Source organism: Nocardioides sp. Soil796, assembly GCF_001429525.1.
Taxonomy (GTDB): domain Bacteria; phylum Actinomycetota; class Actinomycetes; order Propionibacteriales; family Nocardioidaceae; genus Nocardioides.
Genome location: NZ_LMSQ01000020.1, coordinates 72,281 through 89,462, shown reverse-complemented (window position 1 = coordinate 89,462; position 17,182 = coordinate 72,281). Strand labels below are relative to the sequence as shown.

The 17,182-nt window shown below is 70.7% G+C and carries 15 protein-coding genes; 9 read left to right on the top strand and 6 right to left on the bottom strand.

Annotation, left to right across the window (positions count from 1 at the left end; all coding sequences use genetic code 11):
• Nucleotides 1–12 precede the first annotated feature (12 nt).
• Complete coding sequence (locus tag ASH02_RS21565; protein WP_056683205.1) at nt 13–438, top strand: DUF3592 domain-containing protein; 426 nt, start codon at nt 13–15, stop codon at nt 436–438.
• A gap of 24 nt (nt 439–462) precedes the next feature.
• Here the strand turns inward: ASH02_RS21565 and ASH02_RS21560 are convergent, their stop codons facing one another.
• Nucleotides 463–1,653, bottom strand: coding sequence for an MFS transporter (locus tag ASH02_RS21560; protein ID WP_235532596.1), 1,191 nt, complete (start codon nt 1,651–1,653; stop codon nt 463–465).
• 104 nt (nt 1,654–1,757) lie between these two features.
• Here ASH02_RS21560 and ASH02_RS21555 point away from each other — a divergent pair, with 104 nt between their 5' ends.
• Nucleotides 1,758–2,597, top strand: a complete 840-nt coding sequence (locus tag ASH02_RS21555) for a PhzF family phenazine biosynthesis protein (protein WP_056683202.1) — start codon at nt 1,758–1,760, stop codon at nt 2,595–2,597.
• A gap of 51 nt (nt 2,598–2,648) precedes the next feature.
• Nucleotides 2,649–3,626 (top strand): helix-turn-helix transcriptional regulator, encoded by a 978-nt coding sequence (locus tag ASH02_RS21550; protein ID WP_056683199.1) that lies wholly within the window; start codon nt 2,649–2,651, stop codon nt 3,624–3,626.
• A 72-nt stretch (nt 3,627–3,698) separates the two neighbouring features.
• Here the strand turns inward: ASH02_RS21550 and ASH02_RS21545 are convergent, their stop codons facing one another.
• The 3 genes from ASH02_RS21545 to ASH02_RS21535 form a co-directional block, all read right to left on the bottom strand.
• The gene (locus ASH02_RS21545; protein ID WP_082563972.1) at nt 3,699–5,795 is read right to left on the bottom strand and encodes a M4 family metallopeptidase; all 2,097 of its coding nucleotides are present in this window, start codon (nt 5,793–5,795) and stop codon (nt 3,699–3,701) included.
• Nucleotides 5,796–5,932: 137 nt separating this feature from the next.
• On the bottom strand, nt 5,933–6,589 hold the full coding sequence (locus ASH02_RS21540) for a response regulator transcription factor (RefSeq protein ID WP_056685085.1): 657 nt from the start codon (nt 6,587–6,589) through the stop codon (nt 5,933–5,935).
• Nucleotides 6,571–7,854: a sensor histidine kinase gene (locus tag ASH02_RS21535; RefSeq protein ID WP_056683196.1), complete on the bottom strand. Its 1,284-nt coding sequence runs from the start codon at nt 7,852–7,854 to the stop codon at nt 6,571–6,573. The genes ASH02_RS21540 and ASH02_RS21535 overlap by 19 nt, the downstream gene beginning before the upstream one ends.
• 107 nt (nt 7,855–7,961) lie before the next feature.
• Between ASH02_RS21535 and ASH02_RS21530 the strand changes: the two genes are divergently transcribed.
• The 3 genes from ASH02_RS21530 (at nt 7,962) to ASH02_RS21520 (ending at nt 11,659) form a co-directional block, all read left to right on the top strand.
• Nucleotides 7,962–8,726, top strand: coding sequence for an ABC transporter ATP-binding protein (locus ASH02_RS21530; RefSeq protein WP_056683193.1), 765 nt, complete (start codon nt 7,962–7,964; stop codon nt 8,724–8,726).
• Nucleotides 8,723–10,639, top strand: coding sequence for an FtsX-like permease family protein (locus ASH02_RS21525; protein WP_056683191.1), 1,917 nt, complete (start codon nt 8,723–8,725; stop codon nt 10,637–10,639). Before ASH02_RS21530 ends, ASH02_RS21525 begins: the two co-directional genes overlap by 4 nt.
• A 105-nt stretch (nt 10,640–10,744) precedes the next feature.
• Complete coding sequence (locus ASH02_RS21520; protein WP_056683188.1) at nt 10,745–11,659, top strand: sulfite exporter TauE/SafE family protein; 915 nt, start codon at nt 10,745–10,747, stop codon at nt 11,657–11,659.
• A gap of 18 nt (nt 11,660–11,677) precedes the next feature.
• Here ASH02_RS21520 and ASH02_RS21515 read toward each other — a convergent pair whose 3' ends face one another.
• Nucleotides 11,678–12,238 carry a hypothetical protein gene (locus ASH02_RS21515; protein WP_056683185.1) on the bottom strand — a complete coding sequence of 187 codons (561 nt, stop codon included), beginning with the start codon at nt 12,236–12,238 and terminating at the stop codon, nt 11,678–11,680.
• Nucleotides 12,239–12,506: 268 nt separating this feature from the next.
• Between ASH02_RS21515 and hutH the strand changes: the two genes are divergently transcribed.
• The 3 genes from hutH to ASH02_RS21500 are packed head-to-tail and all read left to right on the top strand — an operon-like array spanning nt 12,507 to nt 16,589.
• Complete coding sequence (hutH, locus tag ASH02_RS21510) at nt 12,507–14,090, top strand: histidine ammonia-lyase (RefSeq protein ID WP_056685082.1); 1,584 nt, start codon at nt 12,507–12,509, stop codon at nt 14,088–14,090.
• On the top strand, nt 14,087–15,787 hold the full coding sequence (hutU, locus tag ASH02_RS21505; protein ID WP_056683182.1) for a urocanate hydratase: 1,701 nt from the start codon (nt 14,087–14,089) through the stop codon (nt 15,785–15,787). The genes hutH and hutU overlap by 4 nt, the downstream gene beginning before the upstream one ends.
• A 43-nt stretch (nt 15,788–15,830) precedes the next feature.
• The gene (locus tag ASH02_RS21500; RefSeq protein WP_056683179.1) at nt 15,831–16,589 is read left to right on the top strand and encodes an AAA family ATPase; all 759 of its coding nucleotides are present in this window, start codon (nt 15,831–15,833) and stop codon (nt 16,587–16,589) included.
• A gap of 1 nt (nt 16,590) precedes the next feature.
• Here ASH02_RS21500 and ASH02_RS21495 read toward each other — a convergent pair whose 3' ends face one another.
• A complete protein-coding gene (locus tag ASH02_RS21495) occupies nt 16,591–17,118 on the bottom strand; it encodes a J-domain-containing protein (RefSeq protein ID WP_056683177.1) in 528 nt (175 codons plus the stop codon).
• Nucleotides 17,119–17,182: the final 64 nt, after the last annotated feature.

Genomic DNA, 17,182 nt, shown 5'->3' with positions numbered 1-17,182 from the left:
GAGGCTTCCGCCATGACGATCGCGCAGGTGTTCATGGTCCTCGTGCTGGCGTTCTTCGTGCTGGTCGCGGTGATCGCGGCGCGCCGCTTCCGCGCGCATCGCACCCGCCTGCGCGACTGGGTGCCGGCGGAGGCGACGGTGGTCGGCGCCGAGCTGGTGCAGTCGTGGAACGGCAACGACAACCAGCGGCGCTACCTGGTGACCTGGCGCTACCGCACCCCTGACGGTGTCGAACGGGACTCACCCGGCCGTGACCCGATGTTCTCCGCGCCGGTGATCGGCAGCGTGATCCCGATCCGCTACGACCCGGCCGCGCCGGAGCAGTCGGCCTGGATGCCGCCGATGGGCACGCCCCAGCTCGCGGTCTACGGATGCCTGGGCGTGCTGTTCGTGGTGCTGGCGATCTTCTTCGCGTTCTTCGCCAGACTCATCCTCTGAGTCTTCTGCGGCCGAGGCGTGCGCTCAGCTGAGCGCACGCTCGTCGGCCACCGGCACCAACGCGATCGCGACCAGCGGGAAGAGCGCGGACGTCGCGAAGGCCGCGGCGTACCCCCACTCGGTGATCGCCAGCCCGGCAATGGGGGGTACGGCGGACGCGGCGAGGAACTGGGCGGTGTTCTGGATGCCGAGTGCCCGGCCCGACCAGAACGGTCCGGCGCGTTCGGCGACCGCGGTGAACGCCAGCCCGTTGTCGGCCACGGTGATCGCGGTGGCCAGGACCATCAGGCCCACGGCCACCGACCAGTCGGCACCGGAGGTCAGGCCCAGGAGCAGCATGCTCGCCGCAGCCCCCATCGCGACCCACCGCAGGGGCCGCATCCGACTGCCCACGACGTCGGAGAGGTGCCCGACCGCGATCCGCCCGAACGCGCCCACGAGCTGGGCGATGGCCACCAGCGTGCCGGCCGCCGCGGGTGACCAGTCGCGGTCCTGGACCAACCAGACCAGCGCGAAGGTCCACACCATGAACTGCGGCACCACCAACAGCACCGACACTCCGTGGATCCGCGACAGGTAGCCGTCGGCGGCATACGGGTTGGGCGCGTCGCCGACCCGACGCTCGGGACGTGGCGGGTCGATCACCACGGCCGCCACCACCAGCAGGGCCAGGCCACAGGCGATGCTCGGCACCAGGAGCGCGGCCGCGATGCCGTGCCGGTCGGCGATGACGGCGATGCTGATCGCCGCGACGCCCACGCCGACGGGTTGGGCCATCTGGCGAATGCCCATCGCCAGGCCGCGCCGCCCCGCCGGGAACCAGCCGACCACCACGCGTCCGCTGGCGGAGCTGGTGGACGCGGCGGCCGCCCCGGCGAAGAACAGGGCCACGGCGAGCAGGACGCTGCTGTCGACCAGCACGGCGGCGATGCCGGCGACGGTGGTGCCGGCCAGTCCGGAGAGCAGCACGAAGCGCTCGCCGGAACGGTCGACGACCAGCCCCCACAGGACCAGGGTCAGCATCACGCCGATCGTGGGCGACGCCGCGACCAGGCCGGCCCGGGCCAGGCTCATGTCGCGCTGGTCGTGCAGCACCGGGATCAGGAATGCGGGACCATGGATCATCACGGCGCCGGCGGCCTGTGCGACTGTGCTGGCCGCGAGCATGGCCCAGCGGCGTACGTCGGAGATGTCGGTGGTGGACGACTGTGTCACCCACCCAGTGAACGTCACGGTCCAACGGCGGACCGTTTGATTCTCGAAATGTGGACGAAAATGTCTTGGAGTGCGAGACGGCTGCGACCTCCTAGGCTGACCGCATGACGACGTACGACTTCTCCCAGGTGGACGTGTTCGCGCCGGCTCCGCTGACCGGCAACCCGGTGGCGGTGGTGCACGACGCCACCGGCCTGACCGACGAGCAGATGGCCGCCTTCGCCCGCTGGACCAACCTGTCCGAGACGACCTTCCTGCTGCCGCCGACCGACCCGCGCGCGGACTACCGGTTGCGCATCTTCACGCCCTCCGCCGAACTCCCGTTCGCGGGGCACCCGACATTGGGCAGCGCCCATGCCTGGTTGGAGATTGGCGGTACGCCGGCCTCGAGCGAGATGGTCGTCCAGGAGTGCGGCATCGGTCTCGTCGAGCTGCGTCGGGACGGCGACGTGCTGGCCTTCCGGGCTCCCGGGTTCCTGCGCTCGGGCGAGGTGGACCAGGACACCCTCGACCACGCGCTGAGTGCCCTCGGCGTGGCGCCGGAGAGGGTGCGCGCGGTCAACTGGATCGACAACGGGCCGGGCTGGATGGGCCTGCTCCTCGACAGTGCGGACGACGTGCTGGCATTGACGCCCGACTACGCGGCGATCGGGGACCTCGACCTCGGGGTGATCGGGCCGCACGCCGAGGGTGGTCCGGCCGACTACGAGGTGCGCGCGTTCTGCCCCGAGCTGGCCGTGCCGGAGGACCCGGTCACGGGTTCCCTCAACGCCGGGTTCGCCGTGTGGCTGATCGGTGCCGGCCTCGCGGCGTCGTCGTACACCGTCAGGCAGGGCACCGCCCTGGGCCGCTCCGGCGACGTGCGCATCACCACCGACGAGTCCGGTGACCAGTGGGTCGGCGGTGCCGCCAGGACGCTGATCAGGGGAACCTTGACGCTCTGACCCGACGCTCCGGCGGGTGCACGAACCGGACATGTGGTGTAGGACACTGCTATGGACTCTCGGGTAGTACCGTCGCTGTCGCCGCTCGCCGAACCGATCTACCAGGCCGCCGTGAATCTCGGTGATGCGACCGTGAGTGAGATCGCCAGACACGTTGCCCTCGACGACGGCATGGTCCGGCCCGAGATCACGGCTCTCGAGTCGGTCGGGCTGGTCGAGCTGTCCGGCGGCAGTGTCCGGGCGCTGGCCCCGCAGCTGCCCCTGGAGCGCCTGGCGCTCGAGCACGCGAGGGCGATCGACGCCGCGCGGCTGACCGGCTCCGTGCTCGCCGAGATCTGGACGCGAGCCGCCAACCGGCAGAGCTTCGTCGAGATCGTCACCGACGAGTGCGCGATCAACACGGTGGAACGTGAGCTCATGGACGACGCCGTGACCTCCGTCGACGCCCTGTGCATCGGACCGGTGGCGCCCAGGCGGCTGCCGCCGGGCATGCAGATCCCCGAACCCACCGTGCATCCGGGATTCCACGAGGCGATCGACCGAGGCGTGAACGTGCGCGCCCTCTACGGCGTCAGCGTGTTCAACGACTCGCTCGGGTTCGCCGCCGTCCAGCAGTGCATGGCAGCGGGCGAGGAAGCGAGGGTGTTCTCGAACGTGCCGATCAACCTGACCGTCTTCGATCGCAAGCGCGGCTACCTCTCGGTGCCCGGAGAGGTCGGGTCGCGCCGCGCGCTCGTCGTCGTCCACGAGTCCGGCCTGCTCGACGCGATGGTCTCGATCTTCGAGGGCTACTGGCAGATGGGCGTGCCCCTCGGGGCCGAGTCCGACGTGCACGATCACGGCGCGAGCGAGGCGGAACGCCAGCTGCTGGCCTACCTTGCGGCCGGCCTCACCGATGAGGCGATCGCCCGCGACCTCGGCATCAGTGCCCGCACCCTGGGCCGACGCATCTCGCGACTCGAAGAGGTGCTGGGCGCGCGCAGCCGCTTCCAGCTGGCGCTGCAGGCCAGCCGGCGCGGCTGGCTCTGAAAGGCCCTTGTGGCCACCGAGCTGCCTCGGCGACCACAAGGGCCTTGGGGTGTTCTGTCAGGGAGTGTTGCCTCAGAAGTTGGTGGCCACGTCGTCGATCACGAAGCTGGTCTGGAGCGAGGAGTCCTCGGTCGCCGCGAACTTCAGGGTCACGTTCGTGCCCTTGTAGGCCGACAGGTCGATCGACTTCTGCACGTACGAGCCCTTCGGTGTCGACGCGTTCGAGTAGCTGTGCTTGGTGACCCCGTTGATCTGCACGGTCGCCTTGTCGTACGGCGTGGAGGTCGAGCCCTCGGACGTGTCGATCCGGATCCAGTACGTCAGCGTCGGGGAGGACGCGCTGGCCGGGACGGCGAAGGTCTGGGACTCGTTCTCGGACGCGGTCTGGCCGTTGCCACCGAGCCACAGCTTCCACGTGCCGGAGTGTGCCGGGCGTCCGCTGTTGTTCGTGATCGGTCCGGTGGTGCCGGTCCAGCCGGTCTGGCCGGACTCGAACCCGCCGTTGGTCAGCGTGCCGCCGGGAGGCGGGGTGGTGCCGTCGCACTTCTCCGTGCCGGCCGGGACGGAGATGGCCGTGAACGCCGCCTCGACCGCCTTGCACTCCGCGGACGTGGCGCCGTACAGGTCCTTGGCGGACTTGATCGCTCCGGTGCGAGCCGCGGCGTAGTTGCTCTGCGAGGTCAGGTACGTCGACAGGGTGCGGTACCAGATCTTCTCGGCCTTCTGGTGGGTGATGCCGGAGACTGCGGGGGCACTGCCGCACACGGGTGAGTTGTAGCTGACCCCGTTGATGGTCTTGGCGCCCGATCCCTCGGCGAGCATGTAGAACCAGTGGTTCAGCGGCCCCGACGAGTAGTGCGGGTCCAGGCCGCCGAGCGTCGACGACCAGCAGTCGCGCGAGGCACCGTCCTTGGAGGGCTTGTCCATGTAGCGCAGCGGAGTGCCGTTGCCACGGATGTCGATCAGCTCGCCGATCAGGTAGTCCGGCACGTCGGAGGCTGCGTTGGAGTACCACTCGACCGCGGTGCCGAAGATGTCGGAGGTCGCCTCGTTGAGGCCACCAGCCTCGCCCGAGTAGATCAGTCGTGCCGTGTTCTCGGTGACGCCGTGGCTCATCTCGTGGCCGGCGACGTCGAGCTCGGTCAGCGGGGCGGCGTTGTTCACACCGTCGCCGTAGGACATCTGGCTGCCGTCCCAGAACGCGTTCGACATCTCGTCGGCGAAGTGAACCCGCGAGGGTGCGCCTCGGCCGTCGTTCCAGATCCCGTTGCGGCCCAGCTGCGTGCTGTAGTAGTTGAACGTCTTCGTCGCGCCGTAGATCGCGTCGACGGCCGCCGACGCACGGTCGGTGTAGGAGCCGTTGCCCCACACGTCGTCGGCGTCGAGGAACAGGTCACCGGCCGGGCCCTGGCCCGTGTTGGGGTCGCCCTGGTTGTGTACGTCGGTTGCCGTGTTGCCGTGGGTGTCGCGCATCTCGAAGCCACCGCCCGTGTGGGTCCGGGTCTCGATGGTGACGTTGTCGAGGTGGATGCCGTGTCCCTCGCCGGTCTTGATCTCGTCGTCGGTGGCGAGCACCGCGCCGGTGTCGGCGTCGACGTACGTGTGGAGTCGGGTCGGGACCTTGTCTGCCCGGATGCCGGTGGTCAACACGTCGTACGCGAGCTTCGGGCCCTGCGCGGTCACGAAGACGACGAGCTCGCCTGCCGAGGCCTTCTCGCCCTTGGTGGCCTGTGCGGTCGCCAGCCCCTTCGCCTTCGCGGTCGCGCTGCTCACCTTCGGGGAGAACGACGCCGGCGTCACGGACTTCCGGCCGAAGTTGTAGGTCACGTCCTTGATCGAACCGTTGGCGGCCTTGTGCGACACGAAGTCGCCGCCGATCACGCGCAGGCCGTTGACGGTGCGCTCGTAGCGCACGTGGGTGGCGCCGTTCGCGTCCTTGATGACCGACCTGACGGTCAGCTGCTCACCCGAGGCGAGGCCCAGTGCGGACTTCGCGGCGGCGGTCTTCGACTGTTCGGAGGCCTTGAGGCTCGATGACTCCTGGGCCACCGGGGTGGTCCTGTCGCCTGCGGCCGAGTGTTCGGCCGAGGCGGGTACGGCGGGAGCGATGGCCAGGGCCAGGGCGAGCATGCCGCCGGTGGCGGCGAGCCCGGACTTGATGGGATGCACGAACATTCTCCTTCGGACGTGGCCGGCGTCATTGCCGGCGCGGGGCGTCACCGAGTGTTGCCGCGCGGGAATGCGACCGGAAGGCCTTGGGCTGGCACAGATCGGCAGCGCCGAATCCGGTCACCCGCGCAGGAACATCACCCGCGGAGGTAGGTCAGCACGGCCGAGACCCGGCGGTCGCTGCCTGGCTCGAGGTCGAGCTTGGCGAAGATGTTGCCGACGTGCTTGCGGACGGCGGCCTCGCTCACCACCAGCTCGCCGGCGATGCCGCCGTTGGTGCGCCCCTCTGCCATCAGGGCGAGCACTTCGCGCTCACGCGCGGTGAGGCCCGAGAGTGGCCCGTCGTCGCGCCGTCGTCCGAGCAGCTGCCTGACGACCTCGGGGTCGACCACCATGCCGCCGTCCGCGACCCGGTCGAGGCTCTCCAGGAACTCGCGGACGTGGCCGACCCGGTCCTTGAGCAGGTAGCCGGTGCCCCCGCTCCCGGTCGCCTCGAGCAGTGCGGAGAGGTAGGCGTCGGCGACGTACTGCGACAGCACCAGGATGCCCGTCTCCGGGTGTTCGGCACGGATGGTGGCGGCCGCCCTCAGCCCCTCGTCGGAGTGGCCCGGCGGCATCCGGACATCGGTGATCACCACGTCGGGTGGGTCGTTGTGCACCCAGGCCAGCAGGGCCTCGGCCGTGTCGACCGCCGCCACCACTTCGTGGCCACCCCGCTCGACGATGCCGACCAGTCCTTCGCGCAGCAGGGCGAGGTCCTCGGCGATCACCACCCTCAGGGATCGATTCGGCACGGGCACTCCATCCTGATCTGCGTCGGGCCGCCCGAAGGGCTGTCCACGCCCAGCGTGCCACCGAGCGCGTCCAGCCTGGTGACGAGACCGGCGAGACCGCTGCCGCGGCCGACCGCGGCGCCCCCGACACCGTCGTCCGCGACGGACAGCACGAACTGCTCGCCCTGGATCCAGCCGGTGATCCGGCAGCTCCGCGCGTCGGCATGGCGGGCCACGTTGGTGAGCGCTTCACTGACCACGAAGTACGCCGCTGCCTCCACAGGGGCGGGAAGTCGCCGGGGGAGTGCGATGTCGACCGACACCGGCATCGGCATGCGATCGGCGACCTCCCGCACCGCGGCCTCGACACCGAGGTCCACGAGCACCCGCGGGTGGATGCCGCGCACGGCCTCGCGCAGGTCGGCCAGGGCCGCCTCGGCCTCACCGTGTGCCTGCCGCACCAGGTCGAGCGCCGGGCCGTCGGGCACGTCGAGCTCGGCCCGGCCCAACGTCATGGTCAGCGCGACGAGGCGTTGCTGCACCCCGTCGTGGAGGTGCCTCTCGATGCGTTTCCGCTCCGTCTCGAAGGCGTCGACCAGGTCGAGTCGCGAGCGACGCAACGCACCGACCTGTGCCTCGAGCTGTGCGTCGGTGGCACCCAGCAGGATCCGCGCCAGCGCGGACTGGCCAGCAGCGACCGCCGTCAACGCGTAGGCGAACACCACGTACGCGACCGGTACGCCGACCAGCGTGATCGGCAATGCTTCCAGCGGCGTGTTCGCCTGCCACATCAGGACGTTGACCTGGTCGAACCGGGCCAGCAGGGGGCTGAGCGCCAGGATCACGGTGATGAGGACGGCATTGACCGACAGCACCAGGTCGATGACCCACAGGAGCACGGCGAGCAGCACCGTGTAGCCGAGCTCCCGACGCGGCACCTCCTCCCGCCTCCGTTGTCGGAACCAGGCGCGCACGCCCTTCCCGACGATCGGCGGGTGTGGGCTCGGCACAAGCGGCTGCCCCGGCGCCATCAACCGCAGGCGGCGTCGCTCGAGCGTGCCCACCACGGCGCCCATGAGTGGCAGCGAGGCCAGCACGAACAGGCCGATCACCAACAGGCTGGTCACGATCCCGACCAGGACGAGCGCGATGAAGACGACGAGCGCGAGGAGCCCGGTGAGGGACGAGCCCGCGAGGTAGGCCCAGGAACGCCACGGCCATGACGACGTCAGGAAGCGCAGGGGGTTCCCGGCCAGGGCTGCCCAGGCAGTCGTCGGTCGGCGCATGGGCCGAGCCTAGGGGCCCTGCGGCCCTCGTGTCGGTAGCGCAGGCGCTACCCCGACCTCTCGCCCGGGCCATCGTGCGGGCCCCGGATCCCGGATTGGCTGGACGCATGACCCAGACCAGGATTCCCCCGCAGAGCCTGCCGACCCGCGCCCACGCGGTCGTCATCGACGGCATCACCCGCACGTACAAGTCCCGCGCCGGGACGGTCGACGCCCTCCGCGGCGTCACGCACACCTTCGCCCCGCAGACGTTCACCGCGATCATGGGGCCCTCGGGCTCGGGCAAGTCCACCCTGCTGCAGTGCGCGGCCGGGCTGGACCGGCCCACACGTGGTCGCGTCGCGATCGGCGGCATCGACCTGGCCGGGCTCTCCGAGGTCAGGCTCACCGAGCTGCGGCGTGAGTCGATGGGTTTCGTCTTCCAGGCCTACAACCTGCTACCGGCACTCACCGCGTTCGACAACGTGGCCCTCCCGTTGAAGCTGGCCGGTCACCGGCCCACACGGGCGCAGGTGATGGGGGCGCTGGCCAGGGTCGGCCTCCAGGACCACCACCGTCGACGTCCGCCCGAGCTCTCCGGCGGACAACAGCAACGGGTGTCGATTGCCCGCGCCCTGGTGACCCGCCCCGAGGTGGTCTTCGCCGACGAGCCGACCGGTGCCCTGGACCGCACGACCGGGCGACAGGTGCTCGAGCTGATGCGGGCGACCGTGGAGCGGGACGGTCTCACCGTCGTCATGGTGACCCACGACCCGGTGGCCGCGTCGTACGCCGACTCGGTGCTGTTCCTCGAGGACGGCCGACTGGTCGGCGACCTGGCCCGGGCGGACGCCGCACAGATCGCCGCTGCGATGAGCGAGCTCGAGCGATGATGCTGTCACTGAGCCGCCAGAACGTACGCCGCAACCGGGCGCTCTTCGCCGGATCCTTCGTGGCCCTGGGCCTCGGCGTGGCCCTGATCGCCCTCAGCACGATGCTGATCTGGTCGGTGGAGGAGTTCACCGCCACGGTCGACCCGGCCGACGAGGAGCTCCTGCTGGCGCTCGACGACACGATGGCGATGCTCGGTGTGGTCGCCGGCTTCTCCGGATTCATGGCCATCTTCATCGTGGCGAGCACCTTCGGGTTCGCGGTCACCGCACGCCAGCGTGAGCTGGGGCTCCTACGGTTGATCGGCGCCACGCCCCGGCAGGTGAAACGGTTGGTGCGCGGGGAGTCGCTGGTCGTCGCGGCGGCGGCAGCTGCCGCCGGCTGTGTGCTGGGCTGGCTCCTGACGCCGGTGGCGCTGTGGGCGATGAACCGTCGTGGACTCGCGCCCGGGCAGATCCCCCTTGCTGCTCCCTGGTGGCCGATGGTGATCGCGGCCGGCGTCGGAGTCTCCGTCGCCTTCGTCGGAGCCTGGATCGCGGCCCGACGAGCCGCACGGATCCCCGCGATCCAGGCGATGCGGGAGGCCTCCGCCGAGCGGTCCAGGATCGGCATCGGGCGGGCGCTGACCGGCCTGCTCTGCCTGGTGGGAGCAGTGGTCATGCTGGTCGGCATCAGGGCCGGCAACGCCGAGCTGGCCCTCGCGCTCTCCATCTTCGTGCCGCAGCTGCTCGTGATCGGCCTGGTCTGCGTCGGGCCCCTCCTGATGCCCCTGCTCGTACGGCTGCTCACCCTCGGTCTGCGCGGCAACGTGCTGGTGGCCCTGGCCCGGGAGAACGTGCTCGCCATGCCACGCCGTACGACGTCTCTCGCGGCGCCGATCCTGGCCATCTCGGGGATCGCGGGGACGGTCATCCTGTCGCTCAGCTTCGCCGCGGACTGGGACAACGGGGTCACCAGGCAACAGCTCCAGGCGCCGGTGGTCGTGACCGGCGGCGACGAACGGACCGGCGAGCAGCTCGCCGCACGCGACGACGTCGGGGTGGCCGACACCGGACTCCTCGTGCCGATGGGCATCGGTGCCGATGGTCTCGAGTCGGGCGACACCGCCGAGGGCATCGACCCGGAGGCTGCGGCTGCCGGGCGAGGAACCAGGGCCCACAGGGGCGATCTCTCGGCGCTGACGGGCAAGAGCATGGCCGTGAGCCGCAGCTTCGCCTGGGATGCCGGGGTGTCGCTCGGGGACGTCGTGCCGGTCACCTTCGGCGACGACGCCAGGCTGGAGCTGACCGTGGTCGCCGTCGTCGACGATGCCAACACCCTTCAGGAGTCCGTGCTGGTGCCGCGCCGCCTGGCGGAGGAACACGGGGGACAGGGCACGGGCACCTGGTTCGTGGACCCAGCGAGCGGCGTGACTCCCGCGGCCATGGTCAGCGACCTCTCACGGGACCTTCCGGACGCGGAGGTGCTGGCGTCGGAGCAGTGGGTGGCCGACCGCGACGAGGAAACCCGGGCCAACAACGTGCTGAGCATGGTCGTGGTCCTCGGCCCGAGCGGGGTGTACGCCGCGATCGCCATCGCGAACACGCTGCTGATGGGCAGTCTCCAGCGACGTCACGAGTTCATCGCGACGCGTCTGGTCGGCGCCACCGAACAGCAGGTACGCCGGCTGGTGGTGCTCGAGGCGGGTCTCGTCGCGGGTGTGGCACTGCTCCTCGGAAGCCTGATCACCGTGGGGGTGGCGGTGCTGCTCCGCGCGCCGATGACCGACGGTCTGCACGACGTACCCCTGACGATTCCTTGGGGCAGCCTGCTGTCGATCGGGGTCTCCTGCGTGGTCATCGCGGTGGTTGCCGCGGTGGCACCGGCACGGGCCATCCTGCGCGGGGCCTCCCCGGCCCAGGCCGCGGCAGGCTGAGCCGATCGGCGCGTCGATTTGACGTGTACCAAGGTGATAATTTCTACTGGTCTACTATATAAACAAAGCCAATCACCTTGATCCACTATCGAAGGGACTCCGGCAATGCGGAAACTCCTCGTCCTCGGCGTCGTCGGGCTGCTTGCGCAGCTCATCGACGGCTCGCTCGGCATGGCCTACGGCGTGACCTCCTCGTCGCTGCTGCTGGCCGCGGGTGTCGCCCCGGCTGCCGCGTCTGCCGCCGTCCACTTCTCCGAGATCGGCACGTCGCTGGTCTCCGGTGCCTCGCACGCGAAGTTCGGCAACGTCGACTGGCGCACGGTCGGCATCCTCGCCGTACCGGGATTCGTGGGAGCGTTCGCTGGAGCCACGTTCCTGGTCAGTCTCGACGGTGACGCGGCCAAGCCGATCGTCGGCGGGATCCTGCTGGTCCTCGGTGCCTACGTGATCTGGCGATTCCTGGTGCTCGGCGGTCGCCGTCCGCAGTTCAAGGAGCGGCCGTCGGTCGCGTTCCTGGCCCCGATGGGACTCTTCGGTGGCGCGCTCGACGCGATCGGCGGCGGTGGCTGGGGTCCGGTGGGCACGACGTCGCTGCTCTCCTCGGGTCGCCTCGAGCCGCGCAAGGTGATCGGCTCGATCGACACCTCGGAGTTCGTGGTCGCGGTCGGCGGCTCGCTCGGCTTCATCCTCGCGCTCGGCTCGTCGGGCATCGAGTGGGGCTACGCCGTGGCGCTTCTCGCTGGTGGCGTCGTGGCCGCCCCGATCGCCGCCTGGCTCGTGCGGGTCCTCCCCGCCCGCGTGCTCGGCGTGGCCGCTGGTGGCCTGATCGTGGTCACCAACGCGCGCACGATCCTCGAGTCGCTCGGCCTCGAGACCTCCACGGTCTGGGCGATCGTCGCGGGCCTGGCCGCGGCCTGGATCAGCGGCATCGTCTGGGCCGTCAAGCAGGAGCGCCTCGCTCGTGAGCAGCTTGCCGCCGACGCCGACGCCGACGCCGACGAGGCCCTGGCTCCCGCCTGACCAACCGTGGCGCAGGCGTCAGGCGCGGTGATTGGGCCCGTTGAGGTCGAAGAGGCTGCCGTCGCTGTTGCGCAGGCTCCCGTCGGGGTAGGTCAGCGTGCCGTCGGGATTCGCGAGGGTGCCCTGTGGGTGCTGCGGCGCGTGGCTCGGGTCGCCCGTTCCGGCGGAGTGAGTCGTGCCCATGTGGGTGGTCGAGCCCGGCTGGGGCGTCGGGTCCGGGGTGGTGGGTGAGTAGTCCTTCGCCTTGTGGTCGACGTCCGGGTCGAGGCGGTCTGCCTCGCGCACCCTGCCCTCGACGTCGGCCTGCTGCTGGTCGACGGCGCGCTGCTTCTCGGCGGCCCGCTGTTCGGCACGCTCGGCCTCGAGTCGGACCTGATCGGCCTCCGCCTGGGCGGCTCGCGCTTCCTGGTCCGTGTTCTGAAGGCTGCCGGCCCGGCCGGCTGCCTCGTGGCGCAACTCGTCGGCCCGGGCCCGACGTGACTCGGCCCGCTGCTTGTTGATCAGTGCGGCGATCACGGCCGCCAGCGCCAGTACGACGACTACGGCGACGATGATCCAGATGATCGTGCTGGTCTCCACGGGAATCTCCAACCTGTTGGCGGGTGGCGCGCGCCCGGGGTGCAGGCGCCGCCCAAGGGTGTCCGGTACCCGTCCGATCCGGTCTTGCACCTTCTTGTCGAGATTTGTGTCGCGCAACAAGAATCCGGTGTTCGCGCATCAACGACACGCGGTTCGCGCATCAACGACACACGGTTCGCGGAGGGGAGGGAGGGGGAGTCTGGGATTCGAGACTGTGGGCGGCGGTAGGCACTGGTCGGGGGTGCCGGACCGGAGTTGGATGGTCGGCATGGACACCGTCGCAGTTGGTATCACCGTGGGCACCGGCCCGGTTTCGTTCGAAGAGCTCGTCGCCGTCACCCGCGACGGCGCCGCGGTCACCCTCGGCGAGGACGCGCAGGCCGCGATCAACCAGGCCCGCGAGGTGATCGAGGAGCTGGCCGCCGGCGAGACCCCGACGTACGGCATCTCGACAGGGTTCGGCGCCCTGGCCACCCGCCACGTCCCCACCGAGATGCGGGCCCAGCTGCAGAAGTCGCTCGTGCGCTCGCACGCCGCGGGCTCCGGCCCCGAGGTCGAGCGCGAGGTGACCCGCGGGCTGATGCTGCTCCGGCTCTCGACCCTGGCCACCGGGCACACCGGCATCCGCCTCGAGACCGCGCAGCTGATGGCCGACCTGCTCACCCACGGCATCACCCCGGTCGTGCACGAGTACGGCTCCCTCGGCTGCTCCGGCGACCTGGCACCGCTGAGCCACTGCGCACTCGCGCTGATGGGCGAGGGCGAGGTCCGCGACGCCGCCGGCACCCTGATGCCCGCCGCCGACGCGCTCGCCGCCGCCGGGCTGAAGCCGGTCGAGCTGGCGGCCAAGGAGGGCCTCGCGCTGATCAACGGCACCGACGGCATGCTCGGCATGCTGGTGATGGCGATCGCCGATCTGCGCATGCTCCTGCGTACGGCGGACATCGCGGCCGCCATGTCCGTCGAGGGCCAGCTCGGCACCGACCGGGTCTTCGCCCCCGAGCTGCAGGCGATCCGCCCGCACCCCGGGCAGGCGCTGTCGGCGGCCAACCTGACCTCGCTGATGGCCGAGTCCGGCATCGTCGCCTCGCACCGCGGCTCCCCAGAAGATGGGACACAGTGCAACCGGGTTCAGGACGCCTACTCGCTGCGCTGCTCGCCGCAGGTGCACGGCGCGGCCCGTGACACCGTCGAGTACGCCGCGCAGGTGGCCGGCCGCGAGCTGGCCAGTGCCGTCGACAACCCCGTCGTGCTCGCGGCCAGCGACGGCCAGGGCGCGAGGGTCGAGTCCAACGGGAACTTCCACGGTGCCCCGGTCGCCTACGTGCTCGACTTCCTGGCGATCATCGCCGCCGACGTCGCCTCGATCAGCGAACGCCGTACCGACCGGTTCCTCGACAAGGCGCGCAACCACGGGCTGAACCCGTTCCTGGCCGACGACCCGGGCGTCGACAGCGGCCACATGATCGCGCAGTACACCCAGGCCGCGATCGTCTCCGAGCTCAAGCGCCTGGCCAACCCGGCATCGGTCGACTCCATCCCGTCGAGCGCCATGCAGGAGGACCACGTCTCCATGGGCTGGTCGGCCGCCCGCAAGCTGCGCCGATCCGTCGACGGGCTCACCCGGGTCGTCGCCATCGAGGTGCTCACCGCCGCCCGTGCGCTCGACATGCGGGCCCCGCTCGAACCGTCGCCGGCCACCGGTGCCGTCGTACGACTCCTCCGCGACGCGGGGGTGCAGGGCCCCGGCCCCGACCGCCATCTTTCGCCCGAGATCGAGACCGCCGTCTCGCTCGTCCAGTCCGGAGCGGTGCTGGCCGCCGCCGAATCAGTGATCGGAGAACTCAAGTGACTGAGCAGAACCCGCGCCTGCCGATCCACGCGCCGCACGGCACCGAGCTGACCGCGAAGTCGTGGCAGACCGAAGCCCCGCTGCGGATGCTGATGAACAACCTCGACCCCGAGAACGCCGAGCGCCCCGAGGACCTCGTGGTCTACGGCGGCACCGGCAAGGCGGCCCGCAACTGGGAGGCGTACGACGCCCTGGTGCGCACGCTGCGCACCCTCGAGGACGACGAGACGATGCTCGTCCAGAGCGGCAAGCCGGTCGGCGTCATGCGCACCCACGAGTGGGCGCCGCGGGTGCTGATCGCCAACTCCAACCTGGTCGGCGACTGGGCCAACTGGGAGGAGTTCCGTCGACTCGAGGACCTCGGGCTGACGATGTACGGCCAGATGACCGCGGGCTCGTGGATCTACATCGGCACCCAGGGCATCCTGCAGGGCACGTTCGAGACCTTCGCCGCGGTGGCGGACAAGATCTCGACGAGCTCGATCGCCGGAGAGGGCGGCACGCTGGCCGGGACCATCACGCTGACCGCCGGACTCGGCGGCATGGGTGGCGCGCAGCCGCTGGCGGTCACCATGAACGACGGCGTCGCGATCTGCATCGAGTGCGACCAGTCCCGCATCACCCGCCGCATCGAGCACCGCTTCCTCGACGTGCAGGCCCGCGACCTCGACCACGCCCTGGAGCTGGCCGTCGAGGCCCGCGACGCCCGCAAGCCGCTGTCGATCGGCGTGCTCGGCAACGCGGCCGAGCTGCTGCCCCGGCTGCTCGAGCAGGGCGCCCCCATCGACATCGTCACCGACCAGACCTCCGCCCACGACCCGCTGTTCTACCTTCCGGTGGGTGTGCCGTTCGAGGAGTGGCAGGCCCGGCGCGAGGCAGACCCCGAGGGCTTCACCAAGGAGGCCCAGGCCTCGATGGCCACGCACGTGCGGGCGATGGTGGAGTTCCAGGACGCCGGTGCCGAGGTCTTCGACTACGGCAACTCGATCCGCGACGAGGCCCGCAAGGGCGGCTACGACCGGGCGTTCGAGTTCCCAGGCTTCGTGCCGGCCTACATCCGCCCGCTGTTCTGCGAGGGCAAGGGCCCGTTCCGCTGGGCCGCACTCTCCGGCGACCCGGCCGACATCGCGGCCACCGACCGGGCGATCAAGGAGCTCTTCCCGGCCGACGAGAAGCCGGAGTACGCCCGCCTGCACAAGTGGATCGACATGGCCGGCGAGCGGGTCGCGTTCCAGGGCCTGCCCGCCCGCATCTGCTGGCTCGGGTACGGCGACCGCCACCGCGCCGGCCTGAAGTTCAACGAGATGGTCGCCTCCGGCGAGCTCAAGGCGCCGATCGTGATCGGACGCGACCACCTCGACTGCGGCTCCGTCGCCTCGCCCTACCGGGAAACCGAGGCGATGAAGGACGGCTCCGACGCGATCGCCGACTGGGCGCTGCTCAACGCACTGGTCAACACCGCGTCCGGCGCGAGCTGGGTCTCGATCCACCACGGTGGCGGCGTCGGCATGGGCCGTTCGATCCACGCCGGGCAGGTCTGCGTCGCCGACGGCACCGACCTGGCCGCGCAGAAGATCGAGCGGGTGCTGACCAACGACCCCGGCATGGGCGTGATCCGCCACGTCGACGCCGGCTACGAGCTGGCCGCCGAGGTCGCGGCCGAACGCGACGTACGCATCCCGATGCAGGAGTCCTGACCGCTTCCAGAAACACTGCCAGCACTGCTGGCAGGATGACGGGATGAGTGAGTCCCGGGAGGTCGTGGCAGCGGTCGCCGACCTCGTCGCCGACGTACGCCGGCCGGTGCTGGTCGGCATCGACGGCCCGGACGGCTCCGGCAAGACGCACTTCGCCCGGGCACTGGTCGACGAGCTCGCGGCTCGCGGCCGGCCCGTGGCGCGCTCGTCGGTCGACCACTTCCACCACCCCCGCGAGCACCGCCACGCGCTCGGGCGGACGCCGGAAGCGGTGTGGGGCCGGCACTTCGACTACCGCGCGATGCACCGCGAGCTGCTCGACCCGTGGCGTGCCGGCGCGGGGTCGACGTACACCCCGGTCTGGCACGACGTCGACACCGATGCGTACGTCGAGCCGCAGCCGGCCAGCGTTCCTGCGCAGGGGATCCTCGTGGTCGACGGGGTATTCCTGCAGCGTCCCGAGCTGGTGGGCCGGTGGGACCTCGCGGTCTACCTCGACGTGCCGCCCGAGGTGACGGTGGCCCGGATGTCGGAGCGTGACGGCACGCCGGCCGACCTCGCGCACCCGGACCAGCAGCGCTACCTGCGCGCCCAGGAGATCTACCGCGAGACGTGCGATCCGGTCGGGCTGGCCGACGTCGTGATCGACAACGCCGACTGGGAGAAGCCCGCGTTGCGCGGGGTCGGTGCCGCCGAAGTGTGGCGTCGCGAGGGCGCCGAGATCGTCCGCGAGGTCAGGCTGCCCGCCGACGACCTCGCACGCGCAGTGGCGATCGACCGGCTCGCCGACGACGGGTCGTAGGTCAGCCCCTGCGCCACCAGCGTCGTCGACCCTCGTCCGTCTCGCGTTGACGGGCCGCGGCAGCTTCGCGCTTCGCCGTACGACGAGTGCGCCACGCCTCCACCTCGGCCTCGACGTCACGCAGGGCCGTGACCACCGGGGGGCCACCCTCGAGCTGCCGGCGGGCGTTGACGATGCGGCGGTTGAAGTCCTCGAGCGTCGAGCGGACCTGCTTCTCGCCGGCCTGCTTGTCGAGCACGGACTCGAGCTCGAGGTCTTCCTTGCGCAGCGCCAGGGCGGGCGGCAGGATGCTGATCTTCTCGCGCTCGACCAGCTTCTTGAGCCACCAGTCGGGGTCGTGGTGCTCGCCGAGGTCGTCGATCGGCTTGCCCGCGCCGGGCAGGTCGTCGAACTCGCCGCGCTCCATCGCCTGCTTGACCTGCAGGTCGACCCACAGGTGCGGTTGGCGCATGCGGGCAGCCGCGGCGGCACTGCCCTCAGGCGTACTTCTCTCGGGTCGGTCCTCGGGCTGGTTCTCACTCGCGGACACGTCGCCACCTCCTCGTCGACGGGAGCTCCGGCTCCAGACTACGTGGGTTTGGGGCGCGACCGAG